Consider the following 19,273-nt stretch of genomic DNA (forward strand, 5'->3'; position numbering starts at 1 on the left):
CCGGACCTCGGTGCGAGCCCATGGCCAGGCGCGGGTGAGAGCCCATGGCCATGCCCGGCGATCGACGGAAAAACACACCTCACCAGCGAGAAATCGCCGCATATCGGCCAGGGGCGTGTTCTCATGCTTCAGGTGTCCTCTCCCTCCCGCCGTGATGTCCTGCGGTCCGCGAGTGGTGCCGTGGCGGCCACGACGTGCGGCGTCGGCTGCGGCCACCACGCCGTGTCCTCGTCGTCCAGACCCGCCGGTGCCACCGAGACACCCTCCTCCGGTGCGGCCTCGGACCGGGCCACGCCCGCCGGACACGCGCCGCGCGGACCGGTGCGCTTCCCCGGACTGCCACCCCAGATCGTCCACGGCCCGCGCGGCGGAAGCGCGGTGGCCCTCACCTTCCACGGCCAGGGCGACGCGGAGCTCGCCCGCTCGCTGCTGTCCGAGGCCGAGCGGGCCGGGGCCCGGGTCACCGTCCTCGCCGTCGGCACCTGGCTCGACGAGCATCCGGAGCTGGCCCGGCGGGTCCTGGACGGCGGCCATGAACTGGGCAACCACACCATGCGGCACCGCGCCGTCTGCGCACTGCCCGCCGACGAGGCGTACGCGGAGATCACCGAATGCGCCGACCGGCTGCGCCGCCTCACCGGGACCATCGGAAGCTGGTTCCGTCCGTCGCAGGCCCGCACCGCCACGGACCTCGTGACCCGTCTGGCGGCCCGCGCCGGGTACCCGCACGTCCTCTCCTACGACGTGGATTCCCAGGACTTCCAGGACCCGGGGCCGGACGCGGTGCGGGACACGATCCTCGGCCAGGTCCGCGCCGGTTCCGTGGTCAGTCTGCACTTCGGTCACACCGGAACGCTGACCGCGCTGTCCGCGGTCCTCGAAGGTGTGCGCGGGCGCGGTCTGCACGCGGTCACCGCGACGGAGCTGATGCACTCCGATGGCGTAGCAGCGACAGCGGGCCCCGGGATGAGTACCGAGACTGGGTGAGACGCCGGGCGGCCGCCCGTGGTGTGCCCGTACGGGAGCGGAGGAGACCCCATGCACCACCGCAAGGATCTCGGACTGCTCGCACTGCGCCTCGGTGTGGGCGGGGTCCTGGCCACACACGGCACGCAGAAGCTCTTCGGCTGGTGCGGCGGCGCCGGCCTGGACCGTACCGGCCAGGCCATGGAGGCGATGGGCTTCCGTCCGGGGCGAGCCAGTGCCTTGGCAGCCGGACTGGGCGAGGCGGGCGGCGGGCTGCTGCTCGCGCTCGGCTTCGCCACTCCCGCGGCCGGGGCGGCGGCCGCGGGGACGATGGCGGGCGCGGTGTCGGTGAACGCGCCGGCCGGGTTCTTCGCCGAGTCCGGGGGCTATGAGTTCCCGGCCCTGCTGGGATGCTCGGCGGCGGCGCTCGGGATCGCGGGGCCCGGCCGCTACTCGCTCGATCACCTCACCTGCCATGTGCTGGACCAGCCGTGGCTGATCGCGACGGCGTTCACCATGAGCGCGCTCACGGCGGCCGCGGTGATCAGACGCCGGATCGCGGTGACCACGGAGCGGGAGCTCGCCGAGGAGCAGGGGGTCGTCGACGAGCAGGAGCTCGCCGAGTAGGGCGCGCCCCTCTCCCTCGCCCCCCGCACATCACCTCTCCGGCAGGTGACGCACGGCGTGCGAGGAGCGCACTCGTGCGCCATGGTGGATGCCAGGGCCCGGGAGCGGTCGCACTGGTGGAGGGTGCGGATGTTCAACAGGCGCAGTTTCGGGAAGATCGTGGGCGCGAGTGCGGTCGGGGCGCCGTTCGCCATCCGCGCCACCGGCTCGGCCACGGCCACGGGGGACCTCCCGGAGGAGCCGGGGACGCCGCCCGCGCGGCCACACACATCCTTCGCCGCCCTGCGGCAGATCAAGGCCGGGGAGCTGAACGTCGGCTACGCCGAGGCCGGTCCGGCCCATGGCCCCGCGGTCGTCCTGCTGCACGGCTGGCCCTATGACATCCACAGCTATGTCGATGTGGCGCCCTTGCTGGCCGCAGAGGGCTATCGGGTGGTGGTCCCGTATCTGCGCGGCTATGGGACGACGCGCTTCCGGTCGCCCCGGACGTCCCGCGACGGCCAGCAGTCGGTGTTCGCCCTCGACCTCCTCGCCCTGATGGACGCCCTCGGGATCGAGCGCGCGATCCTCGCCGGATACGACTGGGGCTCGCGGACGGCCGACATCGTCGCGGCCCTGTGGCCGAAGCGCTGCAAGGCCCTGGTCTCGGTGAGCGGCTATCTGATCACCAACCGGGAGAAGAACAAGCAACCGCAGCCACCGAAGGTCGAATGGGCCTGGTGGTATCAGTACTACTTCGCCACGCAACGGGGCGTGCTCGGGCTGGAGAACCCGGAGTACCGGCGTGAACTGGCGCGGCTCGTCTGGCGGTTCAACTCGCCGACATGGCACTTCGACGAGGCCACCTTCGCGCGCACGGCCGCCGCCTTCCGGAATCCGGACTATGTCCGCATCGTGATCCACAACTATCGCTGGCGGCTGGGGCTCGCGGCGGGTGATCCCCGGTACGACGATTTGGAGCGGCGCCTCGCCAAGGGTCCCGCCATCGGCGTGCCCACGGTCACGCTGGACGGCGGGCGCGATCCCTTCACCCCCGCCGGGGGCGGTGCCTCCTACCGGGACAAGTTCTCGGGTCCGTACGCCCACCGGACGCTGAAGGACATCGGCCACAATGTCCCCCAGGAGGCTCCCGAAGCCTTCGCCGATGCCGTGGTCGAGGCCGACGGTCTGCGACGGCGCTGAACACCGCCGCCGGACCTCGGGCCGCCACGTCCGAAGGGGGCAGGGGATGGCGGAGTTCGAGGTGGCCACCGGCGCCGCGGGGGTCCCCGACGGCGACGGCCAGGGCCGCCGGGCCGCGGTACGGACCGCGTTCGAGGGGCTGCTGCAGATCCGCCGGCTGATGAACGCGGACGCCGCCGACCCCGAAGGTGTGCCCGCCGAGTGGGAGCGGCGGCAGCCGGTGCGGGCCGTGGCCCTCGCCCTGGAGGCCGCCGGTGTTCCGCCGTCGGCCACCGACGCGGAGGGCCGCCGCATGGCGGCCGGATACTGTCTCGGCGCGGCGGAGCGGACCGGGGTGGTGCGGGTCGAGTGGCTGGGGCCGCCGGGAAGTGGTGCCGGGCACGCGGCGGAGGACGCGCTGCGGAACTGTGCGGCCGTGCTGCGGCGGCTGGGCTGGGAGGCGCTGGAGTACCGGGGGCCGCGCCGCCACCGTTACCTCGAGGTCGAGCCTCCCCCGGCCGGGCCTCCCCGGCGCTGACCTGACCTGGGCCGAACCGGCCCGGGAGGCGCGGGCTGTGATGCCACGCCACCTCCCGGGGCGGTGCCGCTCACGCGTTGGGGTCGAAGGGGATCTCGGACGGCTTGGCCTTCGCGAGGTGCGAGGCGAGGGTGCTGTCCTTGAGGCCCAGGGTGGCGCTGCCGAAGTCGGCCTGGCTCAGCTTGTCGCGCAGCCCGGCGGGGTAACCGTTCCAGCCGACCAGCGCGGGGTACTGCCAGGTCTGGTGGTGGTTCTCCGGCGGTTCGTCGTTGGCGTTCGCCGGGCGGAAGCAGTGGGTGCTCACACCGTCCTTGTGGTACACGACCTTGGGGTGGGTCCCGTCCCAGCGGATCTGGTCCCGGTTGTAGATGTTGAAGTTGCCGTGGGCCGAGGTGGCGACGTACTTGGCCTCGTTGTCCTGCACCCACACCACGACGTGCTCCCAGTCGTGGCGGTGTCCGCCGAGCCCGCTCCCGGCCACGGCCTGGTCCTTCTCGAAGTACAGGCCGTAGATGATCGCGCACCAGCCGTTGTTGCACTTGGAGCGGGAGTATCCGTTGGTGTTGTCGAGGTCCCAGGAGTCGCGGCACTGGCCGTTGAGGGCGCCGCTCGGGTTGAGCCCGCCCGCGATCGTCCCGTCGGGCCCGATGGCGGGGGTGGGGTAGCAGCCGTCGGTGTCGTAGTCGAACGCCGGCTGGAACGTCTGCTCCGTGCCGTCCGCGTTGGCGGGCAGAGCCGTGGGCGGGTCCGCGAGCGCACTGCCCGGAAAGGCCACGACGAGCGCGATGGCGCTGCCGAGGATGGCGGATCCCCTACGGATCCGCGAACTCTTCTTCACTGCGTCCTCCTGAACGACCGCGGCGTAGCACCACGAGGGGGGTGGTTGGCATGCTCAGGTCAGCATGATCGCATTCCTTGAGCGGCGGCGGGAGATGTCGCCGTGATGAAGTGTCAGCCAACAGCTATAGCAGGTGGAGTGGGGTGGCGCCCAGGAGGGGCCGCGGGGGCCGGAAGGCCCGGGCAGCCAGGTCGGTGAGCGCGGCCTCCGGCCGGTGGTCCATGTCTCGCCATCAGCCGTACCGCGACCGCTATCGCGCGGCCGCCCACGCCTCTACCGTGTGGCCGCCCACGCCTCCGACACCCCGACGGCTCCACCGGCGACCTCGGCTTCCGCACCGTCCGCGACACCTGAGCCCTCTTTATTCCGGGGTGTTGACGAAATAGCGTGGCGTGCCCATGCTGTTCGGCATGCACCCCCATCAGGACGGCCCGCTGGCCCGGCTGCGGCGGGGCCACGAAGACTTGGTACTGGAGCTGTTGCGCAAACACGGCCCGCTCAGCCGGGCCGAACTGGGACAGCACAGCGGCCTCTCCCGGACCACCCTCAGCGACATCGTCACCGAGCTGATCGAGAGCGGCGCCGTGGTCGCCACGGCGCCGGAAACGGCCCCGCGCAGGCGGGGACGGCCGGTGGAGGCGCTGACGCTCAACCCCAGCGCGGGCCAGGCCATCGGTATCGATTTCGCCCGCCGGGCGGTGCATGTCTCCGCGGTCAACGTCGCACACGAGGTGATCGGGTCGGCCAGTGAACCGCACGACCCGGGACTGCCCTGGGAGGAGCGGATCACCCTGGCCGAGCGGCTGGTCGGCACACTCGCCGACGGCGCCCTGCGGCTGGGCGCGCTGAACGCCATCGGGGTGGGTGTGGTCGGCCCGGTCGGAGACCCCGACACCGGGCCGCCGGACCCCTGCCCCTCCGCCGATCTGCCCGCCCTGCTGCGCAAGCGTTTCGAGGCCCCGGTGCTGGTGGACAACAACACCCGGCTCGCCGCGCTCGCCGAGGCCACCTGGGGCGCGGCGGCGGGCGGTCAGGACGTGCTGTATCTGCGGCTGTCCCATGGCGTGGGCGGCGGGCTGGTCGTGGGCGGCTCCCTGCACCGGGGGGCGTACGGCCTGTCCGGCGAGTTCGGCCATATCGCGGTCGAGTCGGGCGACGGGCGATGTTCGTGCGGCGCCACCGGCTGCCTGGAGACAGTGGCCTCGGTGGGCGCCGTGCTCGCCGCCTACCGCCGCGCGGGCGGACACGCGGACGGCCTGGCCACGCTCCTCGGGGCGCTGGAGGCCGGCGATCCGGTGGCACTGCGCACGCTGGAGGCAGCCGCCGTCCACATCGGCACCGTGCTGGCGGCGGTGTGCAACGCGGTCGGCCCCGGCGTCATCGTGCTCGGTGGCGAACTCGCCGCGGCCGGCACACCGCTCTTCGAGCCGGTCGAACGGGCGCTGCGCGCACACATCATGCCGATCTCACGGGACCGTGTGGACCTGAGGCCGGCGACGCTCGGCGAGGCCGGTGGCGCCCTGGGCGCCATCGCCCTTGTCCTGCATGAATCCCCCCTGCTCAGCCATTACCCGGCCCGTCCGGGCTGAACCGGCCCGTCCGGGCTGAAGAGGAGGACCCATGAACCCCGCGAGGCGTCCATGACGGTGGTCACCGCGCCCGAGAAGACCCCCACGACACCGGAAGCGCCACGCGGCGCACGACGTACCGTCCACCCCCTCGTGTTCAACCTGATCGCTCTCGTCCTGGGCGTCGCCATCTGGGCCCTGACCGCCGCCGCGGGGCTCGCGGACATCCCCGGACCGCTCTCCGTGAGCTCCAGGGCGCGTGAACTGCTCGCCGACGGAACCCTCACCCAGGACGCGCTGGCCAGTCTGCAGCGGGTGCTCCTCGGGTTCGCGCTGGGCACTCTGGTCGCCGTGCCCGTGGGCTTTCTGATGGGCTGGTACCCGGTCGCCCGGGGCCTGTTGGAGCCGTACGTCCAGTTCTTCCGTACGATCCCGCCGCTGGCGCTGATCCCCCTGGTGATCGTCCTGATGGGCATCGGCGAGACACCGAAGATCTTCGTCATCTTCCTGGCCGCGTTCATGTCCTGTGTGGTGGCCGCCTTCCAGGGGGTGACCGGCGTGGACCGGACGCTGATCGACGCGGCGCGGGTCCTCGGCGCCTCGGACCGGACCGTCTTCCTCAAGGTGGTCATCCCCGCGTCCACGCCGTTCATCCTGGTCGGCATGCGCATCGGGCTCGGCGCGGCCTGGGCGACCGTGGTGGCGGCCGAGATGATCGGCGCCCAGAAGGGGCTGGGCTTCGAGATGGTCCACGCCCAGACCTACTACGACGTTCCCACGATCTTCGTGGGCCTGATCAGCATCGGCGTCATCGGCCTGGTCATGGACCGGTTGTTGCTGGTGGCCGAACGCCGTCTCACCGCGTGGCAGGAGCGCCGATGAGCCCCAAGATCTCATTCCGGGACGTGGTCAAGACCTACCCGATGAAGAACACCACCTTCACCGCACTCGGCCAGGTCTCACTGGACATCGGGGACCGGGAGTTCGTCGCGGTGGTCGGGCCGTCCGGGTGCGGCAAGTCCACCTTGCTGAGCATGGTGGCCGGACTGGTGGAACCCACCTCCGGCACGGTCACGGTGGATGGCGCGCCCGTCGCCGGGCCGGGGCCGGACCGTGGGGTGATCTTCCAGCAGTACGCGCTGTTCCCGTGGCTGACGGTGCGCGGCAATGTCGAGTTCGGGCTGAAGCTGGCCCGCGTCCCCGCCGCGGAGCGCAGGCGGCGCGCCGAACACGCCATTGAGCTGGTCGGGCTCGCCGACTTCGCGGACGCTCTGCCCAAGACCCTCTCCGGAGGGATGAAACAGCGCTGCGCCATCGCCCGGGCCTACGCCGTGGACCCCGAAGTCCTGCTGATGGACGAGCCGTTCGGGGCGCTGGACGCGCTGACCCGGGTGCAGTTGCAGGACCAGCTCCTGGACACCTGGACTCAGGAGCGGCGGACCGTCCTGTTCATCACGCATGACGTCGACGAGGCGGTGTATCTGGCCGGGCGGGTGGTCGTGATGGCCGCCCGGCCGGGCCGCGTCCACCGGATCATCGACGTGGACCTGCCCTATCCGCGGACCGAGGAGATACGGCTCTCCGCGGAGTTCGCCCGGATCCGCAACGACGTCTGGACGCAGGTCTACCACCAGTCACCGGCCGGCTCCGCCGCCTGACCTGCCTCCCCCTCCTCCTTCCTCCTTCCACACCCATCCCCACCCCACTTCCGAAGGGACTCAGCCGAGATGAGGATGAGCCGGCGCGACTTCATACGCACACTCTCCGCGACAGGAGCGGCACTTTCGGTAGCCGCATGCTCGTCCTCCGGCAACGGCGGCGGCTCCGCGGTCAGGTTCGGCTATATCGCCGACTACAACGGCGCGAGCCTGCTGGCCATCGCCGAGGACCGGGGCCTGTGGAAGAAACACGGCCTGACCGCCGAGCCCAAGGTGTTCGTCAACGGCCCGGTCCAGATCCAGGCCCTGCGCACCGGCAACCTGGACTACGGCTACATCGGGCCGGGCGCCCTGTGGCTGCCCGCCTCGGGCAAGGCCACCATCGTGGCCGTCAGTACGCTCACCTACGCCGACCGGGTCATCGCCAGGCCCGGAATCGCCTCGATCCGGGATCTGAAGGGCAAGAAGGTCGGCGTTCCCGAGGGCACATCCGGTGAGATGGCGCTCAACCTGGCGCTCCAACAGGCCGGGATGACCATGAAGGACATCTCGAAGGTGGTGATGGACGCGCCCACCGTCGTCTCGGCGTTCGCCTCCGGGCAGATCGACGGCGCCGGGATCTGGTACCCCCTCATCGACACCATCAAGGAGAAGGTGCCGGGCATGAAGGAGGTGGCGAGCACCGAGGACATCCCAGGCTCCACCTTCCCCACCGCCTTCGTCTCCGGCGCCAAGGCGAAACTGGAGCGCGACCGGAAGGTCGTCCAGGTGCTGCAGGAGGCCAACGACTGGCGGGCCGCGCACCCCAAGGAGTCCATCGCGCTGGCGGCGAAGCTGCTCAAGGCCGATGAGGCGAAGGTCGCGGCGGACGCGAAGCATGTGAAGACGATGACGACCGCCGAGCTCGTCGCCAGAACCAAGGACGGCACCGTCGACAAGTGGCTGGACGCCATGAGCCGCTTCTTCGTCCGTACCGGGCAGTTGCGGAAGTCGCCCGCCCCGTCCTCGTTCTACGCCGGTGACCTCTACACGAAGGCGGCCGCCCGATGAACCTGCTGTTCCTGATGACCGATCAGCATCGCGTCGACACCCTCGGCTGTTACGGCAATCCGCATGTGGCCACGCCGAACCTGGACCGGCTGGCGGCGACCGGCACCCGCTTCGACCGCTTCTACACCCCTACGGCCATCTGCACCCCGGCCCGCGCCAGTCTGCTCACCGGCCAGGCGCCGTTCCGCCACCGGCTGCTGGCCAACTACGAGCGCAACGTGGGCTATCTGGAGGATCTGCGCGAGGACGCCTTCACCTTCCCCACCGCCCTCGCCGAGCGTGACTACCAGCTCGGCCTGGTCGGCAAGTGGCATGTCGGCACCCACCGCAACGCCGCCTCGTACGGCTTCGACGGACCCGATCTGCCCGGCTGGCACAACCCCGTGGACCATCCGGACTACGCGGCATATCTGAAGGAACGGGGCCTGCCGCCGTACCGGATATCCGATCCGATCCGCGGCACCACGCCCAACGGCAATCCGGGCAATCTGCTGGCGGCGCGGCTGCACCAGCCGGTGGAAGCCACCTTCGAGCACTATCTGGCCACCCGCGCCATCGAGCAGTTGGAGCGATACGCCGCGGACGGGCGGCCGTTCTTCCTGGCCACCCACTTCTTCGGGCCGCATCTGCCGTATCTGCTGCCCGACGCGTACTTCGACGCCTACGACCCCGGCCTGGTGGAGCTGCCCGCCTCGATCGCCGAGACCTTCGAGGGAAAGCCACCGGTGCAGCGCAACTACAGCGCCCACTGGACCTTCGACACCATCCCGATCGAGGTGACCCGCAAGCTGATCGCGGTCTACTGGGGCTATGTCACGCTGATCGACGAGCAGATCGGGCGCATCCTCACCCGCCTCGACGAGCTCGGGCTGGCCGATGACACCTCGGTGTTCTTCACCGCCGACCACGGCGAGTTCACCGGCGCCCACCGGCTGCACGACAAGGGCCCGGCGATGTACGAGGACATCTACCGCATCCCCGGCATCATCCGCGTCCCCGGGGCGGCCCCGCAGGTCCGCCAGGAGTTCGTCAGCCTCACCGACTGCACGGCCACCATCCTGGACCTCGCGGGCTGCGACACCTCACCGGCCGTGGACAGCCGAAGCCTGGTGCCGCTGGTGCGGGGCGAACATCCACGGTGGCCCACCGAGTTGCTCGCCGAATTCCACGGCCACCACTTCCCGTATCCGCAGCGGATGATCCGCGACGAGCGCTACAAGCTCATCGTCAATCCCGAGTCGGTCAACGAGCTGTACGACCTGGACGCCGACCCCGATGAGCTGACCAACCGTTACGAGCACCCCGAGCTGCTGCCCGTGCGCCGCCGCCTGATGCGCCGCCTGTACGACCTGCTGCGGGAGCGCGGCGACAACTTCTACCACTGGATGACCCCCATGTTCGACATCGGGGACCTTGACTACGACCCGAGCCTGAGTTCCTTCGAGCCGGAAGGGACCGCGTAGATGAGACGAAGTCCTGGCACCCTCGTCGCCACGCTGCTGTGCGCGCTGCTGGCCGGGCTGCTGCCCGCGGCCCAGGCGACGGCCGCCGCGCGCCCGGCGACGGAGGACACCACGACGGCCCGCGAGGCGCCGACGTACCGCAACCCCCTGACGGCCGGAGTGGTCGACACCTTCCCCGACCCGGTGATGATCCGGGGCAAGGACGGCCTGTGGTACGCGTACGGCACCCAGAACCCGGTGTTCCAGAGCAAGGGCGAGGACGGTGAGCGGATGCTGCCCATCCTCCGCTCGGCCGACATGGCGCACTGGGAGTACGCCGGAGAGGTCTTCACCCCTCAGACGAAACCCGCCTGGCACAAGGGCGCACGGCTGTGGGCCCCCGACATCCGCTATGTGAACGGCCACTACAACCTGTACTACTCGGTGTCCTCGGAGAACACCGTCGGAGTGGCGACCGCGCCCACCCCCACCGGCCCCTGGACCGACCAGGGAGCCGTGCTGCCCTCGCCGAGCGGCTGCGCCACGGGCAACATCGATCAGGCCCAGTTCACGGACGAGGGCGGGCAGCCCTATCTGTACTGGGGAAGCTACGACACGATCTGCGTGGCGAAGCTGAACGCCGCCCGCACCCGCATCGAGGGCGCGGTGACCGAAGTGGCGCAGGGCCGCCGGATGGAGGGCGGGTTCGTCGTCCGTCGCGGTGGCCACTACTACCTCTTCTACTCCGACGCCGGATGCTGCGACGGCGCCTACAGCGGCTATCAGGTCAAGGTCGGCCGGGCGACCAGCCCGACCGGGCCCTTCGTGGACGACGCGGGCGTTCCGCTGACGGCCGCCACCAGCAAGGGCGGCGTGGCGCTGACCGCGAACGGCAACGGCTGGATCGGCCCCGGGCACAACGCCCTGCAGACTGATCTGTCCGGCCAGGACTGGCTCGTCTACCACGCCATCGCCTCCGACGACCCGGACCTCAAGCCGGCCGCGGGCGGCACGCTGAAGCTGTCCAAGCGGCCGATGCTGATGGACCGGCTGGACTGGATCGGCGGCTGGCCGGTCGTACGGGCCGGGGCCGGCGCCTCCCAGGGCGCGCAGCGGGCCCCGGTGGCCTCCTGGGCCGCGGGCGGCACGTTCAACGACGGCTCGCTGAAGGGGTGGCACGGCGGTGGCGGCTCCGGCACCGACGGTGGCGTGTCGGACACGAGCAGGACGCGCGAGGCTTCGTCACACCGCGCGGGAACCCCACCGGCGCCGCTCTGGTCTCGGACCGGTCCGCCCCGGCGGCCCGGCGCGCCGAGGCAGACCTCCGGGTCACCTCGGCCACCGGCGCGGCCGGGCTGCTGGTCCGCTACACCGGCCCGGACGACGTCGTGGTGGCGTGGCTGGACAGGGCGCGCAACGCGCTGGTGACGGACGTGCGGATCGGCGGCCGAAGCCGCGGCGCCCGGACGACCCCGCTCCCGGCGGACTTCGCCTGGGACACCTGGCACAACGTGGCGGCCGAGATCCGCGGCACCCGGATGACCGTGGAGGTGAGCGCGGACCGGCTGCGGGACGCGGTGGCCACCCAGGAGCGGTCGCTGCCCGCGGCGGCGGTCCGCTCCGGCAAGGTCGGCGTCGCCGCCCGCGGCGCCGGGGCGGCCGCCGACAACGTGGGGGCGGCGGCGCTCCACACGCCGGTCACCACGCGCATCCCCGACCGGGTGCCGGGCCCGCTGCTGCCCGCCTACAGCGACGACTTCGACACCGCCACCGTCCCCGGCACCACGGCGGATTCGCCGTGGTCATGGGTGCGCGGACCGGCGTCCGGGGTCACGATGGCCGATGGCGCCCTGTCCTGGCCGACTCAGGGTGGCGAGCTCTATCTCGGCACCAATACGGCGTCGGTGCTGACCCGCGACGCTCCCCCGGGCGACTACACCGTGGAGACCAGGCTCCGCTTCGCTCCGGGGCGGACCAATCAGCAGGCCGGGCTGGTGCTCTACGGGAACGACGACCGCTATCTGAAGCTGGTGCACGCGGTGCTCCCGGTGAGCCACACCGACGGGAAGGCCACGCACGTCACGGAGTTCGCGAAGGAGGGCGAGCGTCCCACCACCACACCGCCGACGCCGGTGGCCTACGGGCCGATGTTCGGCGGCCCGCCCGCGGAGACGCTGTGGATGCGGCTGTCGTACCACGCCGACACCGCGCGGGACGAGACCGAGGTACGCGCCGCCACCAGCACGGACGGTGTGCACTGGGTGCACACCGGCGTCTGGACGCTGTCGACGTCAAGCGAGCTCAGGATCGGGCTGGTCGCGCAGAACACCGCGGGCGCGGTCGCGCGCTTCGACTACGTGCACACCTACCGCCGCTGACGTTCCGAGCGAGCCCCCGTCCTATGCTGATCACTTTGTTGATGCGCGACGGGGGCCGCTTCGGCGGCCGGAGAAGGTGAGCGAGCGTGGCCAAGCCGGTACGTGCGGCGATCGGGGACGTGTGGATCACATGTGTGTTCTGCAAGGGCGACCTTTTCCGGGACCGCGAGGTGAAGCTCAACAGCACCGGCATGGAACTGTTCAAGTTCGGCTGGGCCAACGAATCGGCCACCGGGTTGATCTGCTGGAACTGCGGCTATGTGCACCTTTTCGCCAACACTGACATCGAGCTGTACAAGGTGAAGAAGGGCGAGATCTAGCCACGCCCACCGGCGGCCGCACGAGGTCGAGGCAAAAGATGGTGCGCGGGATCTTTACAACGATGTAAACGGGTGATGGCATACCCCTGCCCGGCCGAATCCCCGCCCCGCCCCGGAGACCCCATGGCTCACACCGACACCCCCTTGCCCGACCTGTCGAACGCCGTTCCACGACCCGAATATCCCCGTCCCAGCTTCGTCCGTGAGAGCTGGCTCAATCTCAACGGCACCTGGCAGTTCGCGTTCGACCCCGGTGACAGTGGACTCGAACGCGGTCTGGTGCACGAGGAACTGGACGGGCGAATCCTGGTCCCGTTCTGCCCCGAGTCCGAGCTGTCGGGGATCGGTGACACCGACTTCCACCCCGCCATCTGGTACCGGCGCACGGTCCGGATACCGGCGGACTGGGCCGGCCGGCGGGTGCTGCTGCACTTCGGGGCCGTCGACCACGACGCCACCGTCTGGGCCGACGGCCGCGAAGTGGCCCGGCACAGCGGCGGCTTCACCTCCTTCACCGCCGACCTCGGCGCGGTGGCGGACCCGGCCGGCGAAGGGGCTGAGGTGGTGATCGTGGTACGGGCCCGGGACGCCCGGCACGGCCCTCAGGCGCGCGGCAAGCAGGCCACCGAGTACGCCAACAGCGACTGCCACTACACCCGCACCACCGGCATCTGGCAGACGGTCTGGATGGAGCCGGTGTCCGAGGTCCATCTGCGCAGGCCCCGGATCACCCCCGACCTCGCGTCCGGGGCCTTCCACCTCGAACTGCCGCTCAGCGCCAGCCGCCCGGGCCACCGGATCACGGCCCGGGTGAGCGACGCGGACGGCGGGACGGTGACCGAGGCGACCGTGCGCGCCGACCTCGATATGGCACCCCGTATGGTGCTCGCGCTGCCGGAGGACCGGCGCCGGCCGTGGTCTCCGGAGGACCCCCATCTGTACCGGGTGCGGATCGAGCTGCTGGACGGCGACGGCGAAGCCGTGGACCGCGCCGAGTGCACCGCCGGGCTGCGGTCGGTGGCCATCGACGGCAAACGGCTGCTGCTCAACGGGCGCCCCGTCTTCCAGCGGCTCGTCCTGGACCAGGGCTGGTACCCCGACGGGCTGATGACCGCGCCCGACGACGCCGCCCTCGTCCGGGACATCGAGCTGTCGCTGGCCGCGGGGTTCAACGGGGCGCGGCTGCACCAGAAGGTGTTCGAGGAGCGGTTCCTGCACCACGCGGACCGGCTCGGCTATCTCGTCTGGGGCGAGTTCGGCGACTGGGGAGCCGGCACCGGGCGCACCACCCGGGACAACCAGCAGCCCACCGCCGGATTCATCGCGCAGTGGCTGGAGGCCGTGGAGCGGGACTACTCCCATCCGTCCATCGTGGGCTGGTGCCCGCTGAACGAGACACACCAGGAACTCCACGACCGGCAGAGCGTCCTGGACGATGTCACCCGGGGCATGTTCCTGGCCACGAAGGCCGCCGACACCTCCCGTCCGGTCCTGGACGCCTCCGGCTACTCCCACCGCGTGGCCGAGACCGACGTATACGACTCGCACAGCTATGAACAGGACCCGGAGGCGTTCCGCCGCCAGATGGCGGGGCTGGACAAGAACGACCCGTTCCTCAACCCCGACAACCGGGGAAACCCCGGCAAGCGGGACACCGACGCGGTGTGGTCACTGCCGTACCGCGGCCAGCCCTACTTCTGCAGCGAGTTCGGCGGCATCTGGTGGAATCCGGAGGAGGCGGAGGCCGCGGCCGGTGACGACCGCGAGGTGTCCTGGGGCTACGGGGAGCGGCCGCGGACCGAGGAGGAGTTCCACACGCGCTTCGCGGGGCTGACCGCGGCGCTGCTCGACGACCCCCTGATGTTCGGCTACTGCTACACCCAGCTCACCGATGTCTTCCAGGAGCAGAACGGCGTCTACCGCTTCGACCGGAGCAGCAAGCTCGACGTGGCCCGGGTGCGCGCGGCCCAGCAGCGCCCCGCCGCCTTCGAGCGCCCGGCCGCTGAGGAGGGGCGATGAGCGGTCTGTCACGGCGTGGGCTGCTGAGAGGCGCGGTGTACGGGGCGGGTGCCGCCGTGTCGGCGTCCGCGCTCAGCGGCTGCGGATCGATCGCCGGGAGCGTGGCGAGCGCCGACGAGATCCAGTACTGGACCCTGTTCACCGGCCCCGACGGCGAACTGATGAAGACGATGACCCGGAACGTGGAGAAGCGCGTCCCGGATCTCAAGGTCAGGACGACGGTGCTGGACTGGGGCCCGCCGTACTACACCAAGCTGGCGATGGCCTCGGCGGGCGGGCGCTCGCCGGATGTGGCGATCATGCACCTGACCCGGCTGGCGGGCTACGCCCCCGGCGGTCTGCTCGACCCCTGGGACACGGATCTGCTGGCGGAGTTCGGCCTGAAGCCGGACGACCTCAACAAGACGCTGGTCAAGCGGAGTCTGTTCGAGGGCACCCCGTACGCCATTCCGCTGGACACCCACCCCTTCGTCGTCTTCTTCGACCGGGACGTCATGGACAAGGCGGGTCTCCTCACGGGCGACGGCCGGCTCGTGCCCTTCGAATCGCCGAAGCACGCCCTGGAGCTGATGGACAAGCTCCGCAAGGACACCGGCAAGCTCGGGCCCGTCTTCGGCCATGCGAATGACGCGGCGATGGGCTGGCGGATGTTCTGGACGCTGTTCAGCCAGACCGGCGCCACCTTCGACCTCACGGGCGAGCGCGCCGAGATCGACGAGGACACCGCCGTGGAGGTGGTGCGCTTCATGGCCGACCTGGCACGCGACAGCCGCACCATGGACGTCCAGACGGCGATCGCCGCCTTCGCCAACGGCCGCTCCCCGATGATCTTCTCGGGCGAGTGGGACATGGCCACCTACAAGACGGCGCTCAAGGACAGGCTGGGCGGCTCCCCCATTCCCACCTTCTACGACCGTCCGGCCGGGGCGTCCGACAGCCATGCGCTGGTGCTGCCGCACCAGGACAACCCGGATCCGGAGCACCGGCGGCGCACCCACCAGTTCGTGGCCGAGCTGGTCAAATCCGGGCTGACGTGGGCGTCGGCGGGTCATATCCCCGCGTACACACCGGCCGTCTCGTCCGCGGGCTACGCCAAGTTGCGTCCGCAGTCCGAGTACGCGGGCGCCGCGAAGCAGCTCGTGCTCGACCCGCCGGTGTGGTTCGCGGGCTCCGGCTCGGACTTCCAGACGCGGATGTGCCAGGCGCTCGATCCCGCGCTCGGCGGCTCGTCGTCCCCGGCGAGTGCGGTGCGCACGATGGTCTCCCAGATCAACACCCTGATGGCCCAGCCGAATCCGGCCTGATCGCGACGGAATCGCAGAAAGGAGCGAAGTGATGGCTTCCGTCTCCACGCCCTCGCGGCAGGCCGCGGCCGGATCCCGGCGCGCCGGATCCCGATGGGCCGCTGCCACGGACCGACGACGGTCCCCGGGCGGCGCCGGGTGGCTCTTCGCCACCCCCTTCCTGGTGTTCTTCACGCTCTTCCTCCTCGTGCCGATCGGCATCGGCCTGTGGATGAGCTTCACCGACGCCAGCCTGACCGGACACGGTGACGGCGTCTTCGTCGGCCTGGACAACTACACCGAGGCGTTCGGCGACAGCCAGGTGTGGCAGACCCTCGGCAACACGGTCTGGTTCACCGTCCTGACCACCGTCCCCCTCGTGATCGTCGCCCTGGTGATGGCCCTGCTGGTGTACACAGGGATGCCGGGGCAGTGGCTGTGGCGGCTGGCCTTCTTCGCCTCACATCTGCTGCCGGTGGCGGTGGTCTTCCAGATTTGGAGCATGCTGTTCCAGCCGGACCGGGGGATGCTCAACAGCGTGCTCCAGACGTTCGGGATGGACGGGATCGCCTGGCTGACGGACGAGAAGTACGCGATGTGGTCCATCGGGCTGGTGACCCTGTGGTGGACGGTGGGATTCAACTTCCTGCTCTACCTTGCCGCGTTGCAGGCGATCCCCGACCACCTCTACGAGGCGGCGGCGCTCGACGGCGCCGGTGCGTGGCGCCGGTTGTGGTCGGTCACACTCCCCCAGCTGCGCCGGACCACCGCGCTGATCGCGGTGTTGCAGGTGATGGCGTCGCTGAAGGTGTTCGACCAGATCTATCTGCTGACCAAAGGCGGCCCGAACGGCGCCACCCGGCCGATCCTGGAGTACATCTACGACACCGGCTTCACCAACTACCGGCTCGGCTACGCCTCGGCGGTGTCGTACGTGTTCTTCGGGATCATCATCATCCTCTCGCTCGCCCAGCTGAAGATCTTCTCGCGCAGGGAGGACTGATCGCGCCATGACCACCGAGACACTCTCCCCCCGTACCCCCGGAAAACCCCGCTCGACCATGCCCCGGGAGGTGGTCCGGCGGCGTCGCTACGGCGGCCATGCCTGGCACCCCACGCTCGGAACGGGTCCTCTCCCCCGTGTGCTGACGCTGCTGGCGCTGGCGCTGATGACGATGATCTGGCTGGTGCCATTCGGCTGGGGCGTGGATACCTCGTTCAAGACGGAGGTCGACGCGAGCGCGTCGGGCGCCGACTGGATCCCCAAGGCGGGCTTCACCCTCGACGCCTACCGGACCATCCTCGGTCAGGGCAATCTCCCGGTGTGGGCGGTGAACAGCGTCGTGATCGCCGTATGCGTCACGGCGATCACCGTGACGATCTCGGCGATGGCGGCGTACGCCTTCTCGCGTACGCTCTTCCGCGGTCGCCGCGTGCTCTTCGCCCTCACCATCGCCTCGATCATGGTGCCGCCGCAGATCCTGATCGTGCCGCTCTTCCGGCAGATGCTCGCGATGAACCTCGTCGACACCTACGCGGCGGTGATCCTGCCGCAGGTGGTGGCGCCCGCGATGGTGTTCATCCTGAAGAAGTTCTTCGATGGCATTCCGCGTGAGCTGGAGGAGGCGGCCCGGATCGATGGGGCGGGCAGCTTCCGGGTGTTCTGGAGTGTGGTGCTGCCGCTGTCCCGGCCGATCCTGGCGGCCGTGGCGATATTCGTCTTCATCAACACCTGGAACAACTTCCTCTGGCCGTTCATCAGCACAAGCGATCCGCAGCTCATGACGCTGCCAGTGGGGTTGTCGACCGTGAAGGACTCCACGGGGCTGCGGAACGCCCAGGAGTCGGCCGCCTCGATCCTCGGCTCCATCCCGCTGCTGATCGTCTTCATGCTGTTCCAGCGTCAGATCGTGAGGTCCGTGGCCACCACGGGTCTGGGAGGTCAGTGAGCGGTCCGGGCGACACCGCCCTCGGTGGACTCGCGGGCGTGGAGGGTATGCCCGACGACGACCTCCTGGGGCGGGCGGTCCGGTGCCTCGATCCGCTCCAGCAGCAGATCGATGGCGTGCCGGGCGATGGCGGTCTTGTCCGGTGCCACGCTGCTCAGGCTCGGGGTGCTGTACCGCGCGGCCTCGATGTCGTCGAAGCCCATCACGGCCATGTCGTCCGGCACCCGTAGCCCGCGCTCGTACAGGGTGCGCAGTGCGCCGAGGGCGAGCGCGTCGTTGAAGCAGAACACGGCGTCCGGCGGTTCGGCCTGGTCGAGCAGGGCCGCCATCGCCCGGGCGCCCTCGGCCAGGTGGTAGCGGGGGGTCTCGCGCTCCAGCCGGGGGTCCAGCGGCAGCCCGGCCTCCTCCAGCGCCTGGCGGTAGCCGGTCCTGCGCAGCAGCGGTGTGCCGATGTACGGCTCGGGCTGCACCCCGATGGCGGCGATCCGGCGGCGCCCGCCGGCCACCAGATGGCGCACGGCCTGCTGCGCGGCGGCGACGTTGTCGATCACCACATGGTCGGCGAGGCCGCCGCTGGGGCGTTCGCCGATGAGCACGAGCGGCACGGTGCCGAGGTGGTTCGCGAGCGCGCTGCCGTGCAGCGCGAGCGGGCTCACCACCATGCCGTCCACGACCTGGTCGCCGAGGCCGTGGATCACCGCCGCCTCCCGCTCGCGGTCACCGAGGGTCTGCTCGATCAGCAGGGTGCGGCCGTGCTCCTCGGCCGTGGTGAGGAAGTGGCGTCCCAGTTCGGCGAAGTAGGGGACGTCCAGTTCGGGCAGGACCAGCCCGATCATGCCGGTGCTGCCGCGGCGGAGGTTGCGGGCCACCCGGTTGGGCCGGTAGCCGAGCTCCCGGATGGCCCGCTGGACCCGCTCCCGGGTCGCCGGGGACACATGCACAAAGCCGTTGATCACATTCGACACGGTCTTCGGGGAGACCCCGGCGAGCGTCGCCACGTCCTTGACGGTGGCGCTCCGGCCGGCACCGTCCGAGCGCTTCCGCCCCGGTGCCGCTTGATCCCTGGTGGTCTGCTGTTTCACGGCGGTCACCGACCGATCCTAGAGCGTGACGGTGGTGGGCCGCACCGGCGGGCACCACCCGGGCCCCGTCCCCTCGGGCGACGGCCGCCCCCTCGGGAGACGGGTGCCCCTCGGAGGACGGGTGCCGCACGGACCACAGGCCGCCGACGTCGTTCCGTATAGCCAGAATATGGCGATTCCCTCGAAGGGTGCCCTGCCTCGAGGGCCAGGTCATCCAGACCTCTCACCTCGGCGACCGCGAGCCGAAGCGAAGATCGAAACACAACCGGAATGGAATACTCAATTCAGCTTGAGTACCAAGATCCCATAAATCCGAAAAGCTTTTTGGCTCGCATCCGTTGTGGCAGAGGTGACGGATGCCTATAGTGCCGTGAGGTGTACATGCGACTCCCCG

Annotated in this window: 18 protein-coding genes; 16 read left to right on the top strand and 2 right to left on the bottom strand. The window is 70.4% G+C overall.

Annotated features, from left to right (window positions below):
- Positions 1 to 123: 123 nt before the first annotated feature.
- The 4 genes from CGL27_RS04820 to CGL27_RS04835 all read left to right on the top strand — a co-directional run bounded on the left by CGL27_RS04820 (position 124) and on the right by CGL27_RS04835 (position 3,292).
- Positions 124 to 987 (top strand): polysaccharide deacetylase family protein, encoded by an 864-nt coding sequence (locus tag CGL27_RS04820; protein ID WP_162952874.1) that lies wholly within the window; start codon positions 124 to 126, stop codon positions 985 to 987.
- A 51-nt stretch (positions 988 to 1,038) separates the two neighbouring features.
- Positions 1,039 to 1,593: a DoxX family membrane protein gene (locus CGL27_RS04825; RefSeq protein WP_119984809.1), complete on the top strand. Its 555-nt coding sequence runs from the start codon at positions 1,039 to 1,041 to the stop codon at positions 1,591 to 1,593.
- A 129-nt stretch (positions 1,594 to 1,722) separates the two neighbouring features.
- Positions 1,723 to 2,775, top strand: a complete 1,053-nt coding sequence (locus tag CGL27_RS04830) for an alpha/beta hydrolase (protein ID WP_119984811.1) — start codon at positions 1,723 to 1,725, stop codon at positions 2,773 to 2,775.
- Between the two features lie 46 nt (positions 2,776 to 2,821).
- The gene (locus tag CGL27_RS04835) at positions 2,822 to 3,292 is read left to right on the top strand and encodes a hypothetical protein (RefSeq protein ID WP_119984813.1); all 471 of its coding nucleotides are present in this window, start codon (positions 2,822 to 2,824) and stop codon (positions 3,290 to 3,292) included.
- A gap of 70 nt (positions 3,293 to 3,362) precedes the next feature.
- On the opposite strand, the gene CGL27_RS04840 is transcribed toward CGL27_RS04835, so the two are convergent.
- Positions 3,363 to 4,130, bottom strand: a complete 768-nt coding sequence (locus CGL27_RS04840) for an NPP1 family protein (protein ID WP_078638639.1) — start codon at positions 4,128 to 4,130, stop codon at positions 3,363 to 3,365.
- A gap of 398 nt (positions 4,131 to 4,528) precedes the next feature.
- On the opposite strand from CGL27_RS04840, the gene CGL27_RS04845 reads away from it, so the two are divergent.
- From CGL27_RS04845 to CGL27_RS04895, 12 genes are all read left to right on the top strand, one after another.
- A complete protein-coding gene (locus CGL27_RS04845) occupies positions 4,529 to 5,719 on the top strand; it encodes an ROK family transcriptional regulator (RefSeq protein ID WP_119984816.1) in 1,191 nt (396 codons plus the stop codon).
- A gap of 51 nt (positions 5,720 to 5,770) precedes the next feature.
- Positions 5,771 to 6,580 carry an ABC transporter permease gene (locus CGL27_RS04850; protein ID WP_119984818.1) on the top strand — a complete coding sequence of 270 codons (810 nt, stop codon included), beginning with the start codon at positions 5,771 to 5,773 and terminating at the stop codon, positions 6,578 to 6,580.
- Positions 6,577 to 7,356 carry an ABC transporter ATP-binding protein gene (locus tag CGL27_RS04855; RefSeq protein WP_119984820.1) on the top strand — a complete coding sequence of 260 codons (780 nt, stop codon included), beginning with the start codon at positions 6,577 to 6,579 and terminating at the stop codon, positions 7,354 to 7,356. Before CGL27_RS04850 ends, CGL27_RS04855 begins: the two co-directional genes overlap by 4 nt.
- A gap of 69 nt (positions 7,357 to 7,425) precedes the next feature.
- Positions 7,426 to 8,406 carry an aliphatic sulfonate ABC transporter substrate-binding protein gene (locus CGL27_RS04860; protein ID WP_119984822.1) on the top strand — a complete coding sequence of 327 codons (981 nt, stop codon included), beginning with the start codon at positions 7,426 to 7,428 and terminating at the stop codon, positions 8,404 to 8,406.
- The gene (locus tag CGL27_RS04865; RefSeq protein ID WP_119984824.1) at positions 8,403 to 9,869 is read left to right on the top strand and encodes a sulfatase-like hydrolase/transferase; all 1,467 of its coding nucleotides are present in this window, start codon (positions 8,403 to 8,405) and stop codon (positions 9,867 to 9,869) included. The genes CGL27_RS04860 and CGL27_RS04865 overlap by 4 nt, the downstream gene beginning before the upstream one ends.
- Entirely contained in the window at positions 9,870 to 11,276 is a 1,407-nt protein-coding gene (locus tag CGL27_RS51485; protein ID WP_240450354.1) for a family 43 glycosylhydrolase, read from the top strand.
- Positions 11,240 to 12,226: a hypothetical protein gene (locus CGL27_RS51490; RefSeq protein WP_240450355.1), complete on the top strand. Its 987-nt coding sequence runs from the start codon at positions 11,240 to 11,242 to the stop codon at positions 12,224 to 12,226. Before CGL27_RS51485 ends, CGL27_RS51490 begins: the two co-directional genes overlap by 37 nt.
- Before the next feature lie 86 nt (positions 12,227 to 12,312).
- On the top strand, positions 12,313 to 12,546 hold the full coding sequence (locus tag CGL27_RS04875) for a hypothetical protein (RefSeq protein ID WP_043236480.1): 234 nt from the start codon (positions 12,313 to 12,315) through the stop codon (positions 12,544 to 12,546).
- Between the two features lie 123 nt (positions 12,547 to 12,669).
- A complete protein-coding gene (locus CGL27_RS04880) occupies positions 12,670 to 14,565 on the top strand; it encodes a sugar-binding domain-containing protein (RefSeq protein WP_119984826.1) in 1,896 nt (631 codons plus the stop codon).
- A complete protein-coding gene (locus CGL27_RS04885) occupies positions 14,562 to 15,869 on the top strand; it encodes an extracellular solute-binding protein (protein ID WP_119984828.1) in 1,308 nt (435 codons plus the stop codon). Before CGL27_RS04880 ends, CGL27_RS04885 begins: the two co-directional genes overlap by 4 nt.
- A gap of 31 nt (positions 15,870 to 15,900) precedes the next feature.
- Positions 15,901 to 16,851, top strand: a complete 951-nt coding sequence (locus CGL27_RS04890; protein ID WP_078638648.1) for a sugar ABC transporter permease — start codon at positions 15,901 to 15,903, stop codon at positions 16,849 to 16,851.
- Positions 16,852 to 16,858: 7 nt separating this feature from the next.
- A complete protein-coding gene (locus tag CGL27_RS04895; RefSeq protein WP_119984830.1) occupies positions 16,859 to 17,797 on the top strand; it encodes a carbohydrate ABC transporter permease in 939 nt (312 codons plus the stop codon).
- Here CGL27_RS04895 and CGL27_RS04900 read toward each other — a convergent pair.
- Positions 17,791 to 18,888 carry a LacI family DNA-binding transcriptional regulator gene (locus CGL27_RS04900; RefSeq protein ID WP_078638650.1) on the bottom strand — a complete coding sequence of 366 codons (1,098 nt, stop codon included), beginning with the start codon at positions 18,886 to 18,888 and terminating at the stop codon, positions 17,791 to 17,793. The two genes, CGL27_RS04895 and CGL27_RS04900, sit on opposite strands and share 7 nt — an antisense overlap.
- Positions 18,889 to 19,273 lie beyond the last annotated feature (385 nt).

The organism is Streptomyces sp. 11-1-2 (genome assembly GCF_003595545.1).
In the GTDB taxonomy this organism is placed as follows: domain Bacteria; phylum Actinomycetota; class Actinomycetes; order Streptomycetales; family Streptomycetaceae; genus Streptomyces; species Streptomyces hygroscopicus_B.

Excerpts from the sequence above, each read along its gene's own strand:
- CGL27_RS04820 (WP_162952874.1), top strand. The coding sequence starts at position 124 with ATGCTTCAGGTGTCCTCTCCCTCCCGCCGTGATGTCCTGCGGTCCGCG.
- CGL27_RS04825 (WP_119984809.1), top strand. The coding sequence starts at position 1,039 with ATGCACCACCGCAAGGATCTCGGACTGCTCGCACTGCGCCTCGGTGTG.
- CGL27_RS04830 (WP_119984811.1), top strand. The coding sequence starts at position 1,723 with ATGTTCAACAGGCGCAGTTTCGGGAAGATCGTGGGCGCGAGTGCGGTC.
- CGL27_RS04835 (WP_119984813.1), top strand. The coding sequence starts at position 2,822 with ATGGCGGAGTTCGAGGTGGCCACCGGCGCCGCGGGGGTCCCCGACGGC.
- CGL27_RS04845 (WP_119984816.1), top strand. The coding sequence starts at position 4,529 with ATGCTGTTCGGCATGCACCCCCATCAGGACGGCCCGCTGGCCCGGCTG.
- CGL27_RS04850 (WP_119984818.1), top strand. The coding sequence starts at position 5,771 with ATGACGGTGGTCACCGCGCCCGAGAAGACCCCCACGACACCGGAAGCG.
- CGL27_RS04855 (WP_119984820.1), top strand. The coding sequence starts at position 6,577 with ATGAGCCCCAAGATCTCATTCCGGGACGTGGTCAAGACCTACCCGATG.
- CGL27_RS04860 (WP_119984822.1), top strand. The coding sequence starts at position 7,426 with ATGAGGATGAGCCGGCGCGACTTCATACGCACACTCTCCGCGACAGGA.
- CGL27_RS04865 (WP_119984824.1), top strand. The coding sequence starts at position 8,403 with ATGAACCTGCTGTTCCTGATGACCGATCAGCATCGCGTCGACACCCTC.
- CGL27_RS51485 (WP_240450354.1), top strand. The coding sequence starts at position 9,870 with ATGAGACGAAGTCCTGGCACCCTCGTCGCCACGCTGCTGTGCGCGCTG.
- CGL27_RS04880 (WP_119984826.1), top strand. The coding sequence starts at position 12,670 with ATGGCTCACACCGACACCCCCTTGCCCGACCTGTCGAACGCCGTTCCA.
- CGL27_RS04885 (WP_119984828.1), top strand. The coding sequence starts at position 14,562 with ATGAGCGGTCTGTCACGGCGTGGGCTGCTGAGAGGCGCGGTGTACGGG.
- CGL27_RS04890 (WP_078638648.1), top strand. The coding sequence starts at position 15,901 with ATGGCTTCCGTCTCCACGCCCTCGCGGCAGGCCGCGGCCGGATCCCGG.
- CGL27_RS04895 (WP_119984830.1), top strand. The coding sequence starts at position 16,859 with ATGACCACCGAGACACTCTCCCCCCGTACCCCCGGAAAACCCCGCTCG.